The organism is Nocardiopsis sp. M1B1 (assembly GCF_052466615.1).
On record NZ_CP196194.1, the window covers coordinates 3,025,943 to 3,045,180 of the forward strand.

General features: G+C 72.1%; 25 protein-coding genes. 17 read left to right on the plus strand and 8 right to left on the minus strand.

Features of this window, described 5'->3' with window-relative positions:
* The first annotated feature begins 99 nt into the window (after positions 1-99).
* From ACSTA4_RS12945 to ACSTA4_RS12970, 6 genes are all read left to right on the plus strand, one after another.
* Complete coding sequence (locus ACSTA4_RS12945) at positions 100-264, plus strand: hypothetical protein (RefSeq protein ID WP_444963742.1); 165 nt, start codon at positions 100-102, stop codon at positions 262-264.
* A gap of 14 nt (positions 265-278) precedes the next feature.
* A complete protein-coding gene (locus tag ACSTA4_RS12950; RefSeq protein WP_130397700.1) occupies positions 279-986 on the plus strand; it encodes an AroM family protein in 708 nt (235 codons plus the stop codon).
* Positions 983-1,636, plus strand: a complete 654-nt coding sequence (locus ACSTA4_RS12955; RefSeq protein WP_444963743.1) for an aspartate/glutamate racemase family protein — start codon at positions 983-985, stop codon at positions 1,634-1,636. Before ACSTA4_RS12950 ends, ACSTA4_RS12955 begins: the two co-directional genes overlap by 4 nt.
* A gap of 165 nt (positions 1,637-1,801) precedes the next feature.
* Positions 1,802-2,752 (plus strand): DUF1177 domain-containing protein, encoded by a 951-nt coding sequence (locus ACSTA4_RS12960; RefSeq protein ID WP_444963744.1) that lies wholly within the window; start codon positions 1,802-1,804, stop codon positions 2,750-2,752.
* A gap of 311 nt (positions 2,753-3,063) precedes the next feature.
* On the plus strand, positions 3,064-3,600 hold the full coding sequence (locus ACSTA4_RS12965) for a hypothetical protein (RefSeq protein ID WP_444963745.1): 537 nt from the start codon (positions 3,064-3,066) through the stop codon (positions 3,598-3,600).
* 47 nt (positions 3,601-3,647) lie between these two features.
* Positions 3,648-4,169 carry a GNAT family N-acetyltransferase gene (locus ACSTA4_RS12970; protein ID WP_444963746.1) on the plus strand — a complete coding sequence of 174 codons (522 nt, stop codon included), beginning with the start codon at positions 3,648-3,650 and terminating at the stop codon, positions 4,167-4,169.
* A 103-nt stretch (positions 4,170-4,272) separates the two neighbouring features.
* Here the strand turns inward: ACSTA4_RS12970 and ACSTA4_RS12975 are convergent, their stop codons facing one another.
* Positions 4,273-5,322, minus strand: coding sequence for an NAD(P)-dependent alcohol dehydrogenase (locus ACSTA4_RS12975; RefSeq protein ID WP_444963747.1), 1,050 nt, complete (start codon positions 5,320-5,322; stop codon positions 4,273-4,275).
* Between the two features lie 185 nt (positions 5,323-5,507).
* On the opposite strand from ACSTA4_RS12975, the gene ACSTA4_RS12980 reads away from it, so the two are divergent.
* The 4 genes from ACSTA4_RS12980 (at position 5,508) to ACSTA4_RS12995 (ending at position 7,426) form a co-directional block, all read left to right on the plus strand.
* A complete protein-coding gene (locus tag ACSTA4_RS12980; protein WP_444963748.1) occupies positions 5,508-5,780 on the plus strand; it encodes a DUF2255 family protein in 273 nt (90 codons plus the stop codon).
* 10 nt (positions 5,781-5,790) lie between these two features.
* Complete coding sequence (locus ACSTA4_RS12985) at positions 5,791-6,435, plus strand: hypothetical protein (RefSeq protein WP_444963749.1); 645 nt, start codon at positions 5,791-5,793, stop codon at positions 6,433-6,435.
* A gap of 125 nt (positions 6,436-6,560) precedes the next feature.
* Positions 6,561-6,995, plus strand: coding sequence for a helix-turn-helix transcriptional regulator (locus ACSTA4_RS12990; protein WP_274977629.1), 435 nt, complete (start codon positions 6,561-6,563; stop codon positions 6,993-6,995).
* 20 nt (positions 6,996-7,015) lie between these two features.
* Complete coding sequence (locus ACSTA4_RS12995; RefSeq protein ID WP_444963750.1) at positions 7,016-7,426, plus strand: VOC family protein; 411 nt, start codon at positions 7,016-7,018, stop codon at positions 7,424-7,426.
* A 129-nt stretch (positions 7,427-7,555) separates the two neighbouring features.
* Here the strand turns inward: ACSTA4_RS12995 and ACSTA4_RS13000 are convergent, their stop codons facing one another.
* From ACSTA4_RS13000 to ACSTA4_RS13015, 4 genes are all read right to left on the minus strand, one after another.
* Positions 7,556-8,500: an RNA polymerase sigma-70 factor gene (locus ACSTA4_RS13000; protein ID WP_444963751.1), complete on the minus strand. Its 945-nt coding sequence runs from the start codon at positions 8,498-8,500 to the stop codon at positions 7,556-7,558.
* 129 nt (positions 8,501-8,629) lie between these two features.
* Positions 8,630-9,103 carry a carboxymuconolactone decarboxylase family protein gene (locus tag ACSTA4_RS13005; RefSeq protein ID WP_444963752.1) on the minus strand — a complete coding sequence of 158 codons (474 nt, stop codon included), beginning with the start codon at positions 9,101-9,103 and terminating at the stop codon, positions 8,630-8,632.
* A gap of 277 nt (positions 9,104-9,380) precedes the next feature.
* Positions 9,381-10,421, minus strand: coding sequence for an SMP-30/gluconolactonase/LRE family protein (locus tag ACSTA4_RS13010; protein WP_444963753.1), 1,041 nt, complete (start codon positions 10,419-10,421; stop codon positions 9,381-9,383).
* A 169-nt stretch (positions 10,422-10,590) separates the two neighbouring features.
* On the minus strand, positions 10,591-12,408 hold the full coding sequence (locus ACSTA4_RS13015) for a flavin-containing monooxygenase (RefSeq protein ID WP_444963754.1): 1,818 nt from the start codon (positions 12,406-12,408) through the stop codon (positions 10,591-10,593).
* A gap of 218 nt (positions 12,409-12,626) precedes the next feature.
* Here ACSTA4_RS13015 and ACSTA4_RS13020 point away from each other — a divergent pair, with 218 nt between their 5' ends.
* Positions 12,627-13,103: a MarR family winged helix-turn-helix transcriptional regulator gene (locus tag ACSTA4_RS13020; protein ID WP_444963755.1), complete on the plus strand. Its 477-nt coding sequence runs from the start codon at positions 12,627-12,629 to the stop codon at positions 13,101-13,103.
* A gap of 101 nt (positions 13,104-13,204) precedes the next feature.
* On the opposite strand, the gene ACSTA4_RS13025 is transcribed toward ACSTA4_RS13020, so the two are convergent.
* Both ACSTA4_RS13025 and ACSTA4_RS13030 read right to left on the minus strand, forming a co-directional pair.
* Positions 13,205-13,771 (minus strand): nuclear transport factor 2 family protein, encoded by a 567-nt coding sequence (locus ACSTA4_RS13025; RefSeq protein ID WP_444963756.1) that lies wholly within the window; start codon positions 13,769-13,771, stop codon positions 13,205-13,207.
* 59 nt (positions 13,772-13,830) lie between these two features.
* Positions 13,831-14,166 (minus strand): hypothetical protein, encoded by a 336-nt coding sequence (locus ACSTA4_RS13030; RefSeq protein WP_444963757.1) that lies wholly within the window; start codon positions 14,164-14,166, stop codon positions 13,831-13,833.
* A gap of 178 nt (positions 14,167-14,344) precedes the next feature.
* On the opposite strand from ACSTA4_RS13030, the gene ACSTA4_RS13035 reads away from it, so the two are divergent.
* Positions 14,345-15,142, plus strand: coding sequence for a helix-turn-helix transcriptional regulator (locus ACSTA4_RS13035; RefSeq protein WP_444963758.1), 798 nt, complete (start codon positions 14,345-14,347; stop codon positions 15,140-15,142).
* Positions 15,143-15,166: 24 nt separating this feature from the next.
* Here the strand turns inward: ACSTA4_RS13035 and ACSTA4_RS13040 are convergent, their stop codons facing one another.
* On the minus strand, positions 15,167-15,598 hold the full coding sequence (locus ACSTA4_RS13040; RefSeq protein WP_444963759.1) for an HIT family protein: 432 nt from the start codon (positions 15,596-15,598) through the stop codon (positions 15,167-15,169).
* Positions 15,599-15,691: 93 nt separating this feature from the next.
* On the opposite strand from ACSTA4_RS13040, the gene ACSTA4_RS13045 reads away from it, so the two are divergent.
* The 5 genes from ACSTA4_RS13045 to ACSTA4_RS13065 all read left to right on the plus strand — a co-directional run bounded on the left by ACSTA4_RS13045 (position 15,692) and on the right by ACSTA4_RS13065 (position 19,167).
* Positions 15,692-15,838 (plus strand): hypothetical protein, encoded by a 147-nt coding sequence (locus ACSTA4_RS13045; protein WP_444963760.1) that lies wholly within the window; start codon positions 15,692-15,694, stop codon positions 15,836-15,838.
* A 104-nt stretch (positions 15,839-15,942) separates the two neighbouring features.
* The gene (locus tag ACSTA4_RS13050) at positions 15,943-16,368 is read left to right on the plus strand and encodes a TetR/AcrR family transcriptional regulator C-terminal domain-containing protein (protein WP_444963761.1); all 426 of its coding nucleotides are present in this window, start codon (positions 15,943-15,945) and stop codon (positions 16,366-16,368) included.
* Positions 16,369-16,595: 227 nt separating this feature from the next.
* The gene (locus tag ACSTA4_RS13055) at positions 16,596-16,847 is read left to right on the plus strand and encodes a metal-sensitive transcriptional regulator (protein ID WP_019611331.1); all 252 of its coding nucleotides are present in this window, start codon (positions 16,596-16,598) and stop codon (positions 16,845-16,847) included.
* Positions 16,848-17,075: 228 nt separating this feature from the next.
* On the plus strand, positions 17,076-17,648 hold the full coding sequence (locus tag ACSTA4_RS13060) for a rhodanese-like domain-containing protein (protein WP_444963762.1): 573 nt from the start codon (positions 17,076-17,078) through the stop codon (positions 17,646-17,648).
* A 100-nt stretch (positions 17,649-17,748) separates the two neighbouring features.
* The gene (locus ACSTA4_RS13065; RefSeq protein ID WP_444963763.1) at positions 17,749-19,167 is read left to right on the plus strand and encodes an MBL fold metallo-hydrolase; all 1,419 of its coding nucleotides are present in this window, start codon (positions 17,749-17,751) and stop codon (positions 19,165-19,167) included.
* Positions 19,168-19,238: the final 71 nt, after the last annotated feature.

Consider the following 19,238-nt stretch of genomic DNA (forward strand, 5'->3'; position numbering starts at 1 on the left):
CTCGAACCAACACACACCGTAGCCACGCCCTACGACATTGCGGCGGGGGCGGCTCGCCCCGCTCTGAAGGACAGAGGCTGCCCCTCTACCGGCCTGCTCGTGGCCACGCCCAACGCCGGATGGCTGGTCCTCGCCGGGCTGGCGATCCGCCTGGTGTGGGAGCGCCGCCGCGGCGAGAAGGGCGAGCAGGAGATCGCCCTGGTCGGCGCCGGGCTCATCGCCGGGGACTCCGTCCACTCCGTCGGCACCGTCTTCAGCCGCTGAACCCGGGAGGAACCATGACACGACTCGGAGTCGTCACCATCGGCCAGGCGCCGCGCACGGACCTGACCCCGGAGATCACCGCCCTGGTACCCGAGGCCACCGTGGTCGAGCGGGGCGTCCTGGACGGCCTCACCCGCGCCCAGATCGAGGCGCGGCCGGTCGCCCCCGACGACCACGCCCTCACCACCCGCCTCGCCGACGGCACCTCCGTCGTCCTGGGCGAGTCCCTGGTCATGGAGCGCCTGCCGGGCCTGCTCGCCGACCTGGAACGCGAGGTGGACGCGGTGCTGCTCGCCTGCACCGGCGCCTTCCCGGAGCTGGAGCACACCAAGCCGCTCTTCGTGCCCGACCGGATGATCGCCTTCGGGGCCGCGGCCCTGCTCGGCGACACCGGACGCCTGGGCGTGGTATGCCCCCTGCCCGAGCAGAGGCGCGACACCGAGGCCAAGTTCGGCCGCCGCCTGCCCGCCGGGACCCGGGTGCTCACCGACGTGTGCTCCCCCTACACCGGCACCCCCGACGACCTCGCCGCCGCCGCGCGGCGCCTGGCCGACGCCGGAGCCGACCTCCTGGCCCTGGACTGCGTCGGCTACACCGAGCGGATGCGCGCCCGCGCGGCCGCGGCATCGGGCCTGCCGGTGGTCCTGGCCCGGTCGGTGTGCGTGCGCCTGGCCTCGGAGGTCCTGGACTCGCTCGGCGCGCGGACGGAGGCGGCGGCATGAGGATCGGCGTCATCCGGGTGGTCACCACCGACGACCGGGAGCAGCTCGACGCGCACGGCCGCGTCATCCGCGAGGAGCTCGGCGTGGACACCGTCTCGCGGTGCCTGCCCGACCAGCCCGACGGCGTGCACGACGACGCCACCTTCGCGCTCGCCTCGGCCAAGGTCGCCGACCTGGCCGCGCGCATGGAACGCGAGGACGGCGTGGACGCGCTGCTCGTCAGCTGCGCCGCCGACCCGGGCCTGGCCCCGGCCCGCGCCGCGGTCGGGATTCCCGTCGTCGGCGCGGGGGAGGCCGCGGCCCGCCGGGCCCTGGAACTGGGCTCGCGGGTCGGCGTCCTGGACCTGACCACCCGCACCCCGGACTCGGTCACCTCGGTGCTCGGGCCCTCCCTCGTCGCCGCGCTCGTGCCCGAGGGCGTGCGCCGGACCCACGACCTGCGCACCGACGCGGGCCTGGCCGCCTCGGTCCGGGCCGCCGAACGCCTGGTCGCCATGGGCGCGGACACCCTGATGTTCGCCTGCACCGGCATGACCACCATCGGCCTGGCCGCCCGGCTCACCGACCGGGTCGGCGTCCCCGTCGTGGACGCCGTCCGCGCCGGTGCGCGCGCCGCCGTGCGAGCGGTGGAGGGTGCGGCCCGGGGCTGAGCCCGGAACCGCGACAACACGACAACCGGCTGACGCGCCAACGCGGCAAGCCGTGTCGCCCGCGCGCACAGGCCGCGCGGCGACCATCCGAACGACCGCCCCGGCCGGGGCGCCGACCGCGGTGTCCGGCCGGCCCGGCGGTCCACCACCTGAGAGAGGGAACCCATGTCCTGGAGCCACGTCATCGAGACCCACGACCTGCTCGACACCCCGACCGCCGACGGGGCGTCCGTGGCCGAGTACCTGCGCCGCCACGGCGCGGCAGACGGCGAGGTCCTCGTGGAGACCGTCGCGGGCGAGGGCGGGTCCACCGACTTCGTCCGGGTGACGATCGCCGGTACCGACGGCGCCGCCTCCGGCGGTTCCGCGCCCACCCTGGGCATCCTCGGCCGCCTCGGCGGCCTGGGCGCGCGCCCGGAGCAGATCGGCTTCGTCAGCGACGGAGACGGCGCCCTCACCGCCGTCTCCGCGGCGGCCAAGCTCCTGGACATGCGCCGCCGGGGCGACACCCTGCCCGGCGACGTCGTGCTGGCCACCCACATCGACCCCGACGCCCCGACCCAGCCCCACGACCCGGTTCCGTTCATGGGCTCGGTCGTGGACCAGGACGTCAGCAACCGGCACGAGGTCCTGCCCGCGATGGACGCGATCCTGTCCGTGGACACCACCAAGGGCAACCGGGTCTGCAACCACCACGGCATCGCCATCACCCCGGCCGTCGTCGACGGGTGGATCGTCCGGGTCCCGGAGAGCCTGCTCGACATCGTCTCCCGCACCACCGGCCGCGCCCCGGTCGTGATGCCGCTGACCATGCAGGACATCACTCCGTACGGCAACGGCGTCTACCACGTGAACTCGATCCTGCAGCCGTCGACGGCCACCAGCGCCCCGGTCGTGGGCGTGGCCATCGTGACAGAGGAGGCCGTGGCCGGGTCGGCCACCGGCGCCACGGACCTGCGCAGCGTGGAGAGCGCGGTCCGGTTCGTCATCGAGACCGCGAAGGACTACGGCCGCGGCATCGCCCGCTTCGTCGACGCCGACGAGGTGCGGCGGCTCCAGGAGCTGTACGGGAGCATGTCCCACCTGCGCGGCGCGGGCGAGTCCGCCGCCTCCTGAGGCGCTGAGCTTCGGAGACTTTGGGGAACGCCGTCCCGCTCGGGCCACGGGGCGGGACGGCGTTCCCTGTTTCCAGGCATGGGCTTCCTGGGCGCCCCCGGGCGGGTCTGCGGCGCCGAGCAGCGCGCACGCGCCGGGGCGCGGCGGCGACACGGTGATCGTCCGACTCCCGCGGAGGAGGCGCGTGCGGTCAACGGACCGGGCGTCGCTCCCACTGAGCCCGATCACGACTGTTTCCAGTACGGGTGTCTTCGGCTGGAGCCTCTGTAAGGTTGGCGGTGCTCGTATTCCGACGCCCCGGAGGGATCACCGTGGGATTCCGTGTCCATGGATCCGTCTTCGAGGGTTCGGTGAGAGTGTGCCCCCTGGAGTTCTCCTTCGGGTTGGAAAAGGGTTTCGTTCATCCCTCCGATGTGATAAGAGCGTGTTCCCACTATTTCTCCCTCGGTCTTTCGTGTGACTTCGAGGAACGGATCGGGATGCTCCTGTCCGACGAGGAGGACCAGGTCGTTCCGCTCTTCTCTCGTTGGCGCTCCCGCCTTCCCCGAGACTTCCCGCACGAGGATCCCGCCAGGGTGTGGGTCTTCCTCGTCTCCGGTGAAGTGTCCGGGAAGGACATCCCCCTGGAGAGGAAACTCAGCGCGGTCGAGGACCTGTGGGCAGAACTGGATTATCCGGACATCCTTCTGGACGTCGTCCACCCTCCTCCGCATTTCGATCACTACGGGCTCAACCTGCCTCACGCGCGAAGGGAACTGGATTCCCTCGTCGCCGTTATGGGTGCGTCTTTCGGTGCGAGGGAAAGGTGTATGTGCTGCTCTGTCGAGGGTGCCGGTGCCGACTGGTAGAACGGCGCGGAGAACGCCCGCCCTCGGGTGCTGCCGAGAGGAGTTCCGTGGACCACGTGATCGAATGTCCACTCGCCGATGACGCACCGGCGATCGCGCGGGTACTGCTGACCGCCTGGATCCAGACCTATCCCAACAGGCAAGCGGGGATCGACGAAGACTGGATCCGTGAACAGCGTGGTTCTGGCACCATGCCCGATGCGATCGCCCATTGGCGGGAATTCATCGTCCGCGCCGCGCGCCAGCCCGACCGGCTCTTCTGCCGTGTCGTACGGCGCCAGGGCGAGATCGTCGGAGTCCTGTGCGGACGCCGGGAGGAGGAAGCGGTCGACCTCGGCCCGATGTACCTGCTGCGAAGGACCCAGGGCAGCGGCATCGGCGGTCTGCTGATGAACGCCTTCCTCGACTGGGCGGGAGAGGCACCCATGCGCCTGTGGGTGACGGCCTACAACGAGCGTGCCGTCCGCTTCTACCAGCGCTACGGGTTCAGGGCCACCGGTGAACAGCAGCTGTGGCGGGGCAGGCTCCCGAATCTTCGCATGGTCCGTGCCCCCCTGACCGACCGTTGACCGACCGCGTCATCTGACCCCGTCGCATGTGACGGGACGGGCCCCGCCGACTCCCTCGCGCCGGGGAGCGGCGGGGCCCGCCGTGCTCAGGCCCTCGGGGCGGTCAGGCGCCGCCCAGGGTCGAGGCGTCGATGACGAACCGGTACCGCACGTCCGAGGCCAGCACCCGCTCCCAGGCCTCGTTGATCTGGTCGGCACCGACGATCTCGACCTCGGGGGCGATGCCGTGCTCGGCGCAGAAGTCCAGCATCTCCTGGGTCTGGGCGATACCGCCGATCTTGGAACCGGCGAACGAACGGCGGTTCTCGAACAGCGTGAACAGCGTCACCGCCACCGGCTCCGGCGGTGCGCCCACGCTCACGATCGCGCCGTCCAGCGCCAGCAGGTTGAGGTAGGCGTCCAGGTCGATGGGCGCGCTGACCGTGTTGACGATCAGGTCGAAGGTGTTGGCCAGTCGCTCGAAGGTGTCCGGGTCGCTGGTGGCGTAATAGTGGTCGGCGCCGAACCGCAGCCCGTCCTCGCGCTTCTTCAGGCTCTGCGAGAGCACCGTCACCTCCGCCCCCATGGCGTGGGCGAGCTTGACCGCCATGTGCCCGAGGCCGCCCAGCCCCACCACGGCGACCTTCTTGCCCGGTCCGGCGTTCCAGTTGCGCAGCGGCGAGTAGGTGGTGATGCCCGCGCACAGCAGCGGCGCGGCCTTCTCGAAGGGGATGGCCTCGGGGACGCGCAGCACGAAGTGCTCGTCCACGACGATGCGCTGGGAGTACCCGCCCTGGGTCACGGTCCCGTCCCGGTCGGTGCCGTTGTAGGTGTCGGTGAACCCGCGCAGGCAGTACTGCTCCACACCGGCCAGGCAGTTCGCGCACTCCCGGCAGGAGTCGACCATGCAGCCCACCCCCACCCGGTCGCCGACCTTGTGGCGGGTGACCTCGGAGCCGACCTCGGCGACCACACCGGCGATCTCGTGCCCCACGGTCAACGGATAGGGAACCTCGCCCCAGTCCCCGCGGACGGTGTGGATGTCGGAGTGGCAGATCCCCGCCCAGGCGATGTCGATCAGGACGTCCTTCGGGCCGACCTCCCTGCGCTCGATCGTGCCCGGCGCCAGGGGCGCGGTCGCCGAGGAGGCCGTGTAGGCGTGAACGAGGGACATGAATCTCCTCAGAATTTTTTCGTGTCGGACGTGCGTCGAACCCCGCGGGAGGGCGCGGTCAGCCCTCCGGGCACGGGTCGACGGGACGGCCGCGCATGCCGCGTCGACCGCCTCCGGCAGTCAAACACCCCGACGCCACCTCTGGGAGGGTCTGTCAGTGCCCGTCACGGCAGGTCCCCCTTTCGGTGCTTCACCGTCCCCGCCCGACCGCCACCGGCGAACCCCCGTCCGGCGACCGGAGCACCCGGGTGCGCCCCAAGGGACGCGTCCGGGTCGGCCGGATCGCCAGGACCGTGGCCTTCGTCGACGCCGACCCCGGCGTCAACGACCGGATCGACGCCGCATACCAAGCCAAGTACGGTCACTACGCCACCAGCCGTCTCAGGGCCATCACCAGCCCCGAGGCTGTGGCCACGACCCTCCGGGGAGGGCTTCACCCCGATGCCCGTTCCGGCTAGCATGCGGCACATGCCCGACTGGCCGCACGCCCTGGTCGTCCTCCCCGCCCGTGCTCTGAGCGCCGTCCACCGCCGCCGCCGGTGCCAGCTCTGCCGGTCGCGCATGTCGTCGAAGACGTACGGGCGCCACAGCGAGCGCCGTCCCGCCACCGAGACCCTGTTCCTGAACGGGTACACCGACTGGCGGGGGCACTCGCGCACCCGGGTGAGGTACCTCTGCGACCGCTGCCGGAAGAGGAACGACGAGGCCGGTGCGACCGTGCGGGAGAGGTCGGACCGGACGCTCGCCGCCGCGGTGCGCAGGTACACCGCGTGGCTGCGCGAGGCCCCCGTCCTGACCCGTCTTCCGGACGAGGTGGGCACCTTCGACGACCCCGGTCCGGAGCCCTTCGTGGAGATCCTGGACCCGGCCACGGTGGCGGACCAGTTCGCGCGCCACGCCTACCATCACGAGCGCTGGCTGCACCTGAACGTGTACCACCCCCGGTACAGCACCGCCAAGCGCATGCCGAAGACCTACCAGGACATGGCGATGCGCATCCTCACCGTCCCCGGCAGTCAGGACACGTGGGTGTGGACGGGTTCGGTCTTCCGCCTCCAGGACGGCAGGATCGCGCTGCACTGGCACACCCACTGGGAGAACCGCGTCGACTGACCCCGAGAGGACGTCCCGGTTCCCCCTCCCCGCCCTGTGCACGACCGGCCCACCCCGGTCGTCGCGGTGCCCCCGCCCTGCGCGCGACCGGTCCGACCCTGGCGCGGCGTGGGATGATGGCACCCATGGCCGACAGGGACGCACAGGAACAGCGGTTGCGCGACATCGCCGCCATCCGCCGTGTCCGCGACAGGATCGACCGCGAGTACGCCCAGCCGCTCAACGTCGAGGCGCTGGCCCGCGGGGCGCACATGTCGGCCGGGCACCTGAGCAGGGAGTTCCGCCGTGTCTACGGCGAGTCGCCGTACTCGTACCTGATGACCCGGCGGATCGAACGGGCGATGACGCTGCTGCGGCGCGGCGACCTCAGCGTCACCGAGGTCTGCTTCGCGGTGGGCTCGTCCTCGCTGGGCACGTTCAGCACGAGGTTCACCGAGCTGGTCGGCGTGCCGCCGAGCGTCTACCGCCGCGACCACTCGCGGGCGGCGGCGGGCATCCCGCCCTGCCTGGCCAAACAGGTGACCAGACCGGTCAGGAATCAAGAAGCGCGCTCCCTGTAGCCCGGCCTAGCGTTGGGGGCATGGACATCACCATTCACCACGCCTTCCTGCCGCACACCGACGCCGAGGCCGCCCTGGCCTTCTACCGCGACATCCTCGGGTTCGAGGTCCGCAACGACGTCGGCTACGAGGACATGCGCTGGATCACCGTCGGACCGGCGGGGCGGCCCGCGACCTCCATCGTGCTGCACCCGCCCGCCGTGGACCCCGGTGTCACCGAGGAGGAACGCCGCACCGTCCTGGAGCTGATGGCCAAGGGCACCTACACCGCGATCACCCTGGCCACCGACGACCTCGACGGCCTCTTCCAGCGCCTGGAAGCCGCCGGGGCGGACGTGGTCCAGGAACCCATCGACCAGGACTACGGAGTCCGCGACTGCGCCTTCCGCGACCCGTCCGGCAACCTCGTGCGCATCAACCAGACCGTCTGAACGGGGGGCTGGACGGGCCTCCGTAAGACCCTGCGGCCCGGCCTTCGGCCCGCCCACCGGTCGAGGCCGGTCTGATCGGGACCGGTCCGATCAGGGCCAGTCCGGGCCGGGACCGGTCCCGGCCGGGGATCAGTGCGACCGCTTCCGGGCCCGCCTCACCTCGCGGTCCACGGCCCAGGCGTCGGCGACCGGGCCGAGGTGGCCCAGTTTGTCAGGGTTGATCACCCCGCGCACGGTCTGGACCCGCCCGTCGAGCACATCCAGGACCAGCGCCTGGAGGACACGGCCGTCCCGGTCGCGCAGGAGCGCGCCGGGCTGGCCGTTGACCTCGTGCGGCTCCAACGACACACCGATCCGCAGCAGCTCGGGGAAGACCGTGCCCAGCAGCCGCGCCACGCCCGCCGCGCCCGTGACGGCCCTGGCCAGCTGCGGGGCCCGGCCGCCGCCGTCCCCGACCAGCTGCGCGTCGGCGGCCAGCAGGTCCCGCAGACCGTCCACGTCGCCGTTCTCCAGCGCGTCGAAGAAGCGCGTCGCCAGCTCCCGCTGCTCGCGACGGTCCGCCGCGAACCGAGGCCGCCCGGTCGCCATGTGCCGCCGGGCCCGAACGACCAGCTGTCGGCACGCCGCCTCCGAACGCCCCACCGCCGCGGCGACCTCGTCGAACCCGAAGGCGAACACCTCCCGCAGCAGGAACACCGCCCGCTCCAGCGGGCTGAGCCGCTCCAACAGCAGCAGCGCCGCCATCGACACCGAGTCGGCCAGCTCCACCGACCGCGCCGGGTCCTGGTAGGGGTCGCTCAGCAGCGGCTCGGGGAACCACGGGCCGACGTACTCCTCCCGCCGCACGCGCGCCGAACGCAGCACGTCGATCGAGATCCGGGTCACCGCGGCCGACAGGAAGGCCTTGGTCGACACGGGGCGGGTCGTCGAGCGGTCGAAGCGCAGCCACGTCTCCTGCACCGCGTCCTCGGCCTCGCTCACGCTGCCCAGGATCCGGTAGGAGATCGAGAACAGCAGCGGCCGCAGCTCCTCGAAGTCCTCCACCTTGCCCACGCCGACCCGCTCCTCTCCCATGCCCTTCCGCCCGGCCGTACTCCCCGGTACGGGCGGCTCGCGCCGACCGGTCCGCCCGGGGGCGGACCGGTCGGCGCCGGGTCCGGGGGCGGAACCCGAAGTCCGCAGCCGCCGGGCCCGTGTCAGAACCTAGTGGAACTGCCCGGGCTCGTAGCTTCCGGCGGGCTGCCGGGTGATGATGTTGAGCCGGTTCACGGCGTTCATGAACGAGACCAGCATGACCAGGGCGGTGAGCTGCTCCTGGTCGTGGTGCTCGGCGGCGCGTTCCCACACCTCGTCGCTGACCCCGTCGGCCGCGTCCGCGACCCGGGTGCCCTCCTCGGCCAGCTCCAGCGCGGCGCGCTCGGCGTCGGTGAAGACCGTGGCCTCCCGCCACGCCGCGACCAGGTTCAGCCGCACGGCGGTCTCACCGGCAGCGGCGGCGTCCTTGGTGTGCATGTCGAGGCAGACGGCGCAGCCGTTGATCTGGCTCACGCGCAGCGCCACCAGTTCCTGTGTCGCGTCCGGCAGCGCCGAGTCCTTGAGCGCCCTGCCCACGGACATGAAGGGCTTGATGACCTTGCCCGCGGTCGGGCTGGTGAAGTAGTCGAGTCTCGCGTCCATGGGGTGCTCCTTCGCGGTCGTCGTCGGTTACACCCTCTGAGACGAGATGGCCCGCCGCCCTGTGACACGGTGGGTTGTGACCCGGGTCTCCCGCTGTTCCGGAGGTTGGCTGACGTGCCCCTGGGATGGGACGGCCCGTCGCCCCGTGACCCGGGCGGGCCGTGGCCCGAGCCCTCCCCTCCCGCCCGGGAGTTGGCCGACGTGCTCCCGGGCGGGCCGCGCGACCGCTTCCGACCCCGCGCGACCGGTTTCGACCCCCTCCGCGCGGGGCGGACGGTCAGCCGCCGTTGGACTGGCGGATCCCCTCGGCGAGCGCGTCGAAGGAGTAGACGAACCCGCCGTCGTCCCCGCTGACGGTCATGTAGGCCTCGGTGGTCCCCGGCGCGATGGCCACGTTGGTGGCCGAGTACAGCCCTTCGGCGGCGTCGGCCGGGACGCCGACCGTCGCCAGGTGCTCACCGAGCGGGCTGTACACGAAGATACGCGGCTGGCCGTGGACGGCCTGGTAGAGGTTGCCGTCGGCGTCCACCGCGATGGAGTCGATCCGGCTCGTGCCGCCGCCGAAGTACAGGGCGGCGTGGGAGGTCACCACCTCGGTGCCGTCCTCGTTCAGCGCGTAGTGGTCCACGCGGTTGTCGCCGTACTGGCCGACCCACAGCCCCGAGAAGTCCGGGGTGAACGAGATGCCGTTGGGCGCGGGCAGCTCCTCGGCCAGGACGGTCGCCTCCGCGGTGTCGCGGTCGACGCGCACGACCCTGCCCCGGGCCTCCCACGCCGGGCCGTCGAACCCGGCCGAGTCGCTGACGTACATGTTCCCGGCCTCGTCGAAGGCCAGGTCGTCGGGGTTCATCGGCGCGCCGTCGACCTCCCCGGAGAAGAACGTGGTGTGGTCCTCGCCCTCGGGGGTGATGCTGTCGATCCTTCCTCCGGCGAAGTCGGTCAGGTAGAGCCGGCCGTCGTGCGGGCTGAACTGCGCGGAGGTGTAGGCGCTGGTCTCGTCGGTGAACACCGGGGTCACCTCCCGGGATTCGGTGTCCACCCCGAGCACCTTGGGCTCCCCGGCGGGGGCGGTGACGTCCACGACGAGCAGGCGCCCGTCGGCGTCGAAGGTCGGGCCTTCGAGCAGGGTCATCCCCGTCTCCTCGTGGACGGAGGTCACCTGGACCAGGAGTTCGGCGGTGCGCTCGGTTCCGCCGTCCTGGCCGTCCCCACTCGTGGCGGCGGGGGCGGCGCATCCGGCCGCCGCGCCGGTCAGGGCCAGCGCGGCGAGTGCGCGGGCGGCCACCGTTCGTCGCGGCCTGGGGCAGTGCGGTTCCATACGGTTTCCCTCGGGGTCTGGGATGCGGGATCGGGTGTCGGGGGGCGTGCCCGGCGCACGTGCGTCCCGCCGCGCGGCGGGACGCACAGGTGTCGAACACGCTCGGGAGGATGGGGACGCTCCGGAGGAGGGCGCCCGCGAAGGTTCCCGGCCGGAGCGGCCGGGCCGACTAGGGCCGTGCGTCCATGACCTCGTGCATGCGGCTCCCGCGCCAGTCCGCCAGCAGCCGGTGGAAGGCCACGGGGCCGGGGCTGTAGGAGAACCCGCCGTGCACGCCCGCGCCCTCGCGGTTGTAGTAGCCGGGCGTGCACTCGGCCTGGAACGCCGAGTTGTCGTGCGCGGTCTCCCGGACGGTCCGGCCCCACGCGTCGGCGGCCTCCTGGGAGGGCTCGACCACCGGCGCCCCGGTCTTGCGGGCCTCGGCGACGACGGCGGCGATGTGCTCGGCCTGCTCCAGCAGGATGTGCGCGAAGTTCACCGAGTTGGCGTTCTGGAGCGCGCCCAGGTGGAACAGGTTCGGGAACCCGTTGCTGTAGAAGCCGTGCAGCGTGCTGGGCCCGCGGCTCCAGGAGGCCAGCAGGTCGCGCCCGCCGCGCCCGCGCACCGGCAGCGTCCCCGACATCACCCCGGACACGCCCACGTCGAACCCGGTGGCGAAGACGACGCAGTCCACGGGGTACTCGGCGTCCCCGACGACGATCGCGTCCTCGGTCATGCGGGTGATGCCGCCGTGGTCGGCGGTGTCCACCAGGGTGACGTCGGGCCGGTTGAAGGTCTGGAGGTAGTGGTCGCTGAAGCAGGGCCGCTTGCACATGTAGCGGTACCAGGGTTTGAGCAGCTCGGCCGTGGCCGGGTCGTCCACGACCTCGTCCACGCGCGCCCGGATCTGGTTCATCTTGCGGGCGTCGACGAGTTCGTCGATCCGCTCGCGCTCCTCGGCCGGGACGCTGGTGTCCAGCGCGCCGGTGATCATCTTGCGCTGGAGCCGGGCGGTGGAGGTCCAGCCGTCGCGGGTCAGGTCGGTTTCGACCGGCTCGCCAGAGAGGATCGCCAGGAGGTTCTCCATGCGCTCGCGCTGCCAGCCGGGCTGGAGGGAGGCCGCCCACTCCGGGTCGGTGGGGCGGTTGTCGCGCACGTCCACCGAGGAGGGGGTTCGCTGGAACACGTACAGGTGCTTCGCGTCGCGGCCCAGGTGCGGGATGACCTGCACGCCGGTCGCGCCGGTGCCCACGACCGCGACCCTCTTGTCCGCCAGGCCGGTGAGGCCTCCGTCCTGGTCGCCTCCGGTGTAGCCGTAGTCCCAGCGGCTGGTGTGGAAGGTGTGGCCCCGGAAGGTGTCGATCCCCGGGATGCCCGGCAGCTTGGGCTGGGTGAGCGTGCCCGAGGAGGTGATGACGAACCGCGCGCGCATCCGGTCGCCGCGGTCGGTCTCCACCACCCACTCGTCCGCGTCCTCGTCCCAGTTCAGCGCGGTGGCGCGGGTGTGGAACAGCGTGTCGCGGTACAGGCCGAAGGTCTCGGCGATGGCCACGGCGTGGCGGCGGATCTCCTCGCCGGGGGCGTAGCGCCACTCCGGGACGTAGCCGACCTCCTCCAGCAGGGGCATGTAGGAGTAGGACTCGATGTCGCAGTGGATGCCCGGGTAGCGGTTCCAGTACCAGGTCCCGCCGAAGTCGCCCGCCTCGTCCATCATCCGGATCGACTCCACGCCCGCCTGGCGCAGCCGCGCGCCGGTGGTCAGGCCGCCGAAGCCGCCGCCGATCACGAGCACCTCCACGGCGTCGGTCAGCGGTTCGCGTTCGGTCCAGGGGGTGTAGGGGTCCTTGGCGTAGTAGCCGAACCCGCCCGCGGCCGAGCGGTACTGGCCGGTGCCGTCGGGGCGGATGCGGCGGTCGCGCTCACGGGCGTACCTGGCCCGCAGCGCGTCGAGGTCGATCTCCTCGGTGCGGTCGTCGGTGTCGGCGGTCGTGTCGGAGGCTGTGCCCATGTGCCGTCCTCACTTCGTTGCCGTCGCATCGCGACGCGGACGCGGCGCCGGGCTCGCGCGGGGGATGGCCGTGGTGCTCACGGGAGCGTGGAACGGGATCCGGGCGGCTGCCATCCCGATGCGGCGGCGGTGTCGTTGAACCGTGCGCCAAAAAGCTTAGCATCAGGCTAAGTATTTGGGCCCCGGGGGAGCCCGTCGCGGAGCTCTATCATGGCGGCATGCGGCAACAGGTTTCCGAACAGGGCGAACACGAACGCGAACGCATCGTGCGCGAGATCCAGACCCTGAACGGGGTCATGGAGGAGACCGTGATGGCCGCCCTTCTGCAGAACCTGCTGTCGATGGACCTCACCATCCAGCAGCTCAGGGTGCTCATGGTCCTGGTCACCACGAAGGAGGGCGCGACGGGCAGGGGGCTGTCGGAGTCGTTCGGCGTCTCCATGGCCTCGATGTCGGGCGTGCTCGACCGGCTCGTGGCCCACGGCGTCGCCGAGCGCTCGGCCGACCCCGACGACCAGCGAGTCCGCCGGGTCCGCGCCACGCCCTTGGGCGCCTCGGTCGTGCGGCGCCTGATGGTGGCGCGGCCCTTTCGCGACGACATCCTCATGGGCCTGCCCATGGAGGACCTGCGCGCCCTCGAACAGGGGTTCCGCGCGGTGAGCAGGGAGATCTCCCGGCTGGGCGCACCGGACTGACTCCCTCCGCCGGGCGGGCCGGTCACCGGGCGGCTACAGGACACCGAGCAGGACCGCGCGTACAGGGGTGCGCCCCGCCCGTACGGGGCGGGGCGGGAGGGTCACCGGCCCGACCGGGCGGAGAGGCGCGGCGAGACCATGCGTCCGACCGCGCGCAGCAGGGCCCGGAACTCGGCCCCGTTCGGGCGCACGCCCAGACCGGCGTACATGAGCGCGTTCCCGTACTCGGCCATGAGGACGATCCGGCCGTCCTCCACGTCGAACCGCGTCACATAGGTGTTGCGGTAGGGCTGGCCCGTGCGAGCGACGACCATGTCGCCGACGCCGTGGAAGAAGAGCTGGCCGCCGTCGGGCGAGACGCGCCACGCCTGGTCGCGCCACCGCAGCGGGGCGAACTTGTCGAACAGCGCGCCCGTGTAGGCCAGGACCTCGCTCCTGCCCTTGACGTCCGCGACGCACAGGCCCCGTGTGCGGCCCTCGATGATGTCCGTGACGCCCTCGGGGGTCGTGGCGCCCCGGGCGTGCATGAACAACTGCCGCGCGTCCTCGGCCAGGGTCCGGGTCACGGCGTCGATGTCCTTGGCCTCGACGGCGCGGATGAACTCCCGGGCGACGGCGAGTCCGGCGTGGGCGGCGGGGGTGGCGGGGGTCAGCTTCTGGTCGTGCATGAGGGTCTCCGATCGTCGTGTTCTGCGGGTTCGTCGTGTCGCGCGGGCGGGGAGCCGGTTCAGGCGTCCCAGGACAGCAGGGGCTCACCGAACGACCCGGGGAGCCCGAAGGATCCGAAGCGGGGCGTCCACCACCGCGTGAACTCCGACTCGTAGGCCAGGAGCCGCTCGGAGAAGGCGGCCAGGTCCACGCCCTCGTCGAATTCGAGGTAGACGATGAACTCGGCGCCGCCGTCGTCGTCGGGCTGGAGCCACATCCGTTCCCGGTGGTAGCCGACCTCCCGGGCTCGGGCGTCCAGGCCGGGGAGGTGGTCCCTGTTCAGGGCGGTGAGCAGGTCCCGGAACTCCTGGACGCGCTCCCGGGGGATCGGGAGGGTCCACGCTGTACTGGTCATGCCGTCTCCTCGGCCTCGGGTGTCCGCCGCGCGTTCCGGGCGGTCCCGGCCCGCCCGGTGCGGTGTGCTCTCGATGATCCGGGGAGCCGGGCGGGGGAGGAAGACCGCGTCGAGGGTGGTACTGGCAGGACCAGGCTCGCCCGACGGCACGGGGCGCGGGGCGGGGACAATGGGGGGTATGGCGAGCAGCGATCGGACCGAGTTCGGGGAGTACCTGCGGCGGCGCAGGGCCGCGATGAGCCCTCCGGAGCCGCGGGGCGGTGTGCGGGTCTCCCGGCGGCGGGTCCCGGGGCTTCGCCGCCAGGAGGTCTCCGACATCGCGGGTATCTCGGTGGAGTACTACACGCGCCTGGAACAGGGCAGGGCGCCGCGCCCCTCGCGTGAGATCCTCTCCTCGCTGGCCCAGGCGTTCGCGCTCTCGGACGCCGAGCGCGACCACCTCTTCCGGCTGGGGGGCGAGCCCCCGCCCGAACCGGACTCGCCCTCGTCGGTCATTCGCCCCGGGCTGCTGCGCCTGCTGCGGGGCCTGGACGAGACGATGCCGGTCACCGTGCACGACGGGCGGCTCGACCTCCTCGCCCGCAACAAGGCCGCGCGGGAGCTGCTGGGGTCCCTGACCGGCGGCGGTCCGTTCGAGCGCAACATCGCCTACCAGGCCTTCACGACCGACGTGCTCGCGCAGCTGCTCGGGGGCGAGGGCGCGGACCGGTTCCTGCGGGTCGCCGCCGCCGAACTCCGGACGGCGCTGAGCCGGTACCCCGGCGACGCCTACCTCCGTGCCCTGCTCGCCGAGCTCACCGCGACCAGCCAGAGCTTCCGCGACCACTGGGAGGAGGGGGAGGTCGGCGTTTCGAGGTCCGCCGTCAAACAGATGCGCCACCCGACGCGGGGGTGGGCCCGCTTCGAGATCGAGGTGCTCCACGACCCCGAGCGGGACCACTGGATCATGCTGTACACGCCTCACGGCGACGAGTAGTCCCGCGCGCCGGGAGGGGCGGAGTCACTCCCTGGGCGCGACGGCGTGTTCGAAGCCCAGCTCCCGGAGGGCGGTGCGCAGCAGCTCGGCCGAGTGGTCGAGGACGCCGTGGTCCGTCTCGGTCTCGACGCCGCTGAGGTCGAAGTCGGACATGCCCCAGACGGGGGCCACGTGGACGTGCATGTGTGGAACCTCGAAGCCCGCGACGAGCAGCCCGGCGCGGGGCGCGTTCCAGGCGGCGCGAACGCCCCGGCCGACGGCCTGGGCCACTTCCATGCACCTGGTCAGGAGGGCGGGGTCGGCATCGGTCCAGTGGTCGACCTCCGCCCGGGGGACGACCAGGGTGTGGCCCGGCCGGAGCGGGGCGATGGACAGGAAGGCCACGACCTCGGGGTCCTTCCACACGAAGTGTCCGGGGAGGTCGCCGGCGATGATCTTGGAGAAGAGGGTCGGCAAGGGCAGGCCTTTCCAGCAAGGGCGGGGACAGACGGTCCCTCACAGTGTGGGGGCCGCGAACTCATGGAGGTGTCGAGAGCCTCCGCCAGGGTGGTGAGCACCATCGACGTGACCGAACTGACCAGCACCGAGACGAAGCCGATGACTGCCAGCGCGGCGACCGCCAGGGGGAGAAAACGCGCGGAGACGCTTGTGGGCATCATCGGTCCGTTCCGTGCCAGACGGCGACCAGCGCGGTGACCCTCGGGAGAGCCGGGAGACAGAGCAGGGTCAGGCCCAACCACAGGGGAACGATCCGGTCGTACGCACCACCTGCGGCCCCGGCGCTGAGGATGAGCACTCCCATGCCGACCGCGAACAGGGCCGTGACCACGCCGCGCTCCCGCCACCCGCGCCGAACCGCCGCCAGGGCGAAGAGCCATCCCGCGAGCCCCGTCGCGCCGCTGCTCGCCCATCCGGGGGTGGTCACCCTCTTCGCCACCCGCCCTGCCCTGACCAGCCGGAACCTTCGCGAACTCGAAGGCCTCCTGCGCATCCTCACCACGGCGGGTTTCGCCGCTGGGACCGCACTGGCCATCGTGCACGCGACGGCCTCGTCCGTGCTCGGGCAACACCTGACCAAGCAGGGCGAGAACTCCGGCGACCCCGTTCCTGGAAGTGCCGACCTGCTCTTGGTGAACGAGGCCCTCGAAGCGGGGTTCCCCGGTGTCGACGCCCGGGTGGGGTTCACCCTGACCGCACTCGTCACCGGTTATGAGAGTCTTCTGTGAAAGTTGCGGGATTCCCGGCGCACCGCACGTCATCGTCCTCCGCGCGCTGATCAGGTTCCGGAACGGGGCACGCCTCCGAGCAGGGCGGGACGGGCGGATCCTGTGGTGGGTGTTCACCGGTTCGTGCACGGTCTCCCCGTGTCGGTGTGACCTACGCGACTGGCGGCGTGGATACACCCGGGGGTATGGTGGGGGCACGGGCGGAAGGAGACCAGATGAAGCCTGAAATGGTGGGCGACGCCATCACGCGACTCAAGCGCGCGCAGGGTCAGCTCTCCGGTGTCATCTCGATGATGGAGGCGGGGGAGGACTGCGCCGCCGTCCTCCAGCAGCTGGCCGCGGTCTCCCGGGCCCTGGACCGGGCGGGGTTCAAGATCGTCGCGAGCGGCATGCGGCACTGCAACACCGCACGCGAGCGGGGCGAGGAGCCCGAGCTCACCGAGGAGGAGCTGGAGAAGCTGTTCCTGGCCCTGGCCTGAGGGTTCGCGGGCGCCGACCGGGTGTCGGGCGCCCGCACGCCGCCTTTCGCGCGGAGTCCCCCTCCGGCCTCGACCGGGGCGTCTCCATGACCTCTGGATACTCCCCCCAGTATATGGGGGCGGATATCGGGTAGCCCGGGCTCCCGCGCGTCCGGAGCCCCAGTCCGTCCACTGGATACCCCCGGGTGTATCCAGACCCACTCCTGCACCACCGAAGGAAGGAAACACATGAGTGACCACGGCATCGACGTGCGCGCCGTGCGCGTACTGCTCGAAACCGACCCCCGCGCCCTGATCGTCGACGTGCGCACCCCCGCCGAATACGAGGGCTCACACATCCCGGGGGCCGTCAACCTGCCGCTGGAGCAGGTGGACGCCCACCTGGAGCGCATCGTCACCAGCGCGGGCGGCCGCCTCGTCCTGGTCTGCCGCTCCGGCAGGCGGGCCGGGCGGTGCCGGAACACGTTGGCGGGGGCGGGCTTGGGCGACACGGTCGTGCTGGAGGGCGGCATGAACGCCTGGGAGGCGCAGGGGGCGCCCCTGGAGCGCGGCCGCGAGAGATGGGCGCTGGAACGCCAGGTCCGGTTGGTGGCAGGCGGCATCGTCCTGGGCTCGGTGCTCGTCTCCCCGCTGTGGTTCCCGGCGGTGGCGGTCGCCGGGGTCGTCGGCGCGGGGCTGGTCCTCGCCGCCGTCACCGACACCTGCGCCATGGGCATGGCCCTGTCCCGCCTTCCCTACAACCGGCCGAGCGAGGAGGTCGACATCGAGGACTCCCTGGCCCGCATCGGCGCTGGCCGATGAGCGCACGCGAACAGGGCTGCCTTCTGCCCTCTGGATACGCCCCCCGGTATCTGAACAGGGCTGACACGCCACACAGCACCCACCGGACAAGGAGCAGAGCATGCTGCTGGAACGCCTCTACGACGACGACCTCGCCCAGGCCGGCTACTTCGTCGGCTGTCAGGCCAGCGGAGAGGCCGTCGTGGTCGACGCCCGCCGGGACATCGACGACTACCTCGAACTGGCCCGCGCACACGGCATGCGCATCGTCGCCGTGACCGAGACCCACATCCACGCCGACTACCTCTCCGGCACCCGCGAACTCGCCGCGGCCACCGGCGCCACCGCGTACGTCTCCGGCGAGGGCGGTCAGGACTGGCAGTACGGATTCGACGCCGAACGGCTGCTCGACGGTGACGCCATCACCGTCGGCAACATCACGGTCCGCGCGAGCCACACCCCCGGGCACACGCCCGAGCACCTCTCCTTCCTGGTGACGGACGGGGCGTTCAGCCGCGACCCCGGCTACCTGCTCTCGGGTGACTTCGTCTTCGCCGGCGACCTGGGCCGTCCCGACCTGCTCGACGAGGCCGCCGGGGGGACCGGCACCCGGTTCGAGGGCGCCCGCCAGCTCTTCGAGAGCCTGCGCCGGGTGTTCCTGAACCTGCCGGACCACGTCCAGGTCCTTCCCGGACACGGGGCGGGCAGCGCCTGCGGCAAGGCCCTCGGCGCGCTCCCGGCCACCACGGTCGGATACGAGCGGCTCAACGCCTGGTGGGGGCCCTACCTGCGCGCCGACGACATGGAGGGCTTCGTCGCGGAACTGCTCGACGGGCAGCCCGACGCCCACGCCTACTTCGCGCGGATGAAGCGCCAGAACAGGGAGGGGCCCCGAATCCTGGGCCGCCTCGCCCCGCCGCCCGCGCTCTCCGGCGAGGAGGTCGGCAGGTCCCTGAACGAGGGCGGGAGCGTCCTCGTCGACACCCGGCCCCACGCCGAGGTCCACCGGGGCACCGTGGCGGGGGCGCTGAACATCCCGGGTCCGGCCAAGGCCGCGACCTTCGGGGCCTGGGCCCACGACCCCGAGTCCGAAACCCGCCCCCTGGTGCTGCTCGCCGACGACGGGGACACCGCCCGCCGGGTGCGCGACCACCTGTTGCGCGTCGGCATCGACCACGTGTCCGGTTACACGACCAGCACGGAGGGCCTGCCGAGGACCGTGCCGCCGCGCGTCACCCCCGAGGAGCTCGAACAGGACGGTGCCGCGCTCCTGCTGGACGTGCGCACCAGGGGCGAGCACGCAGAGGGGCACATCCCCGGTTCGCGGCAGCTCAGCGCGGGCCGTGTGCTGTGGAACCTCGACGCGCTGCCGACCGACGGCACCATCGTGAGCTACTGCCAGTCGGGCGCCCGCAGTTCCGTGGCGGCCTCGGCTCTGCGCCGCGCGGGATACGACGTCGTCGAACTCGACCGGGGTTACGGAGCCTGGGAGGACTGGAGGCGGGACCGGGACGCGTCGGTACGCGCTGGTGCCGACTGAGGCACACGGCGGGGCCGCGCCCGCCGCCCCGCGGAGCGGGGCGCGTGCGGGCGCCGCCCGCCCCGCGTCGT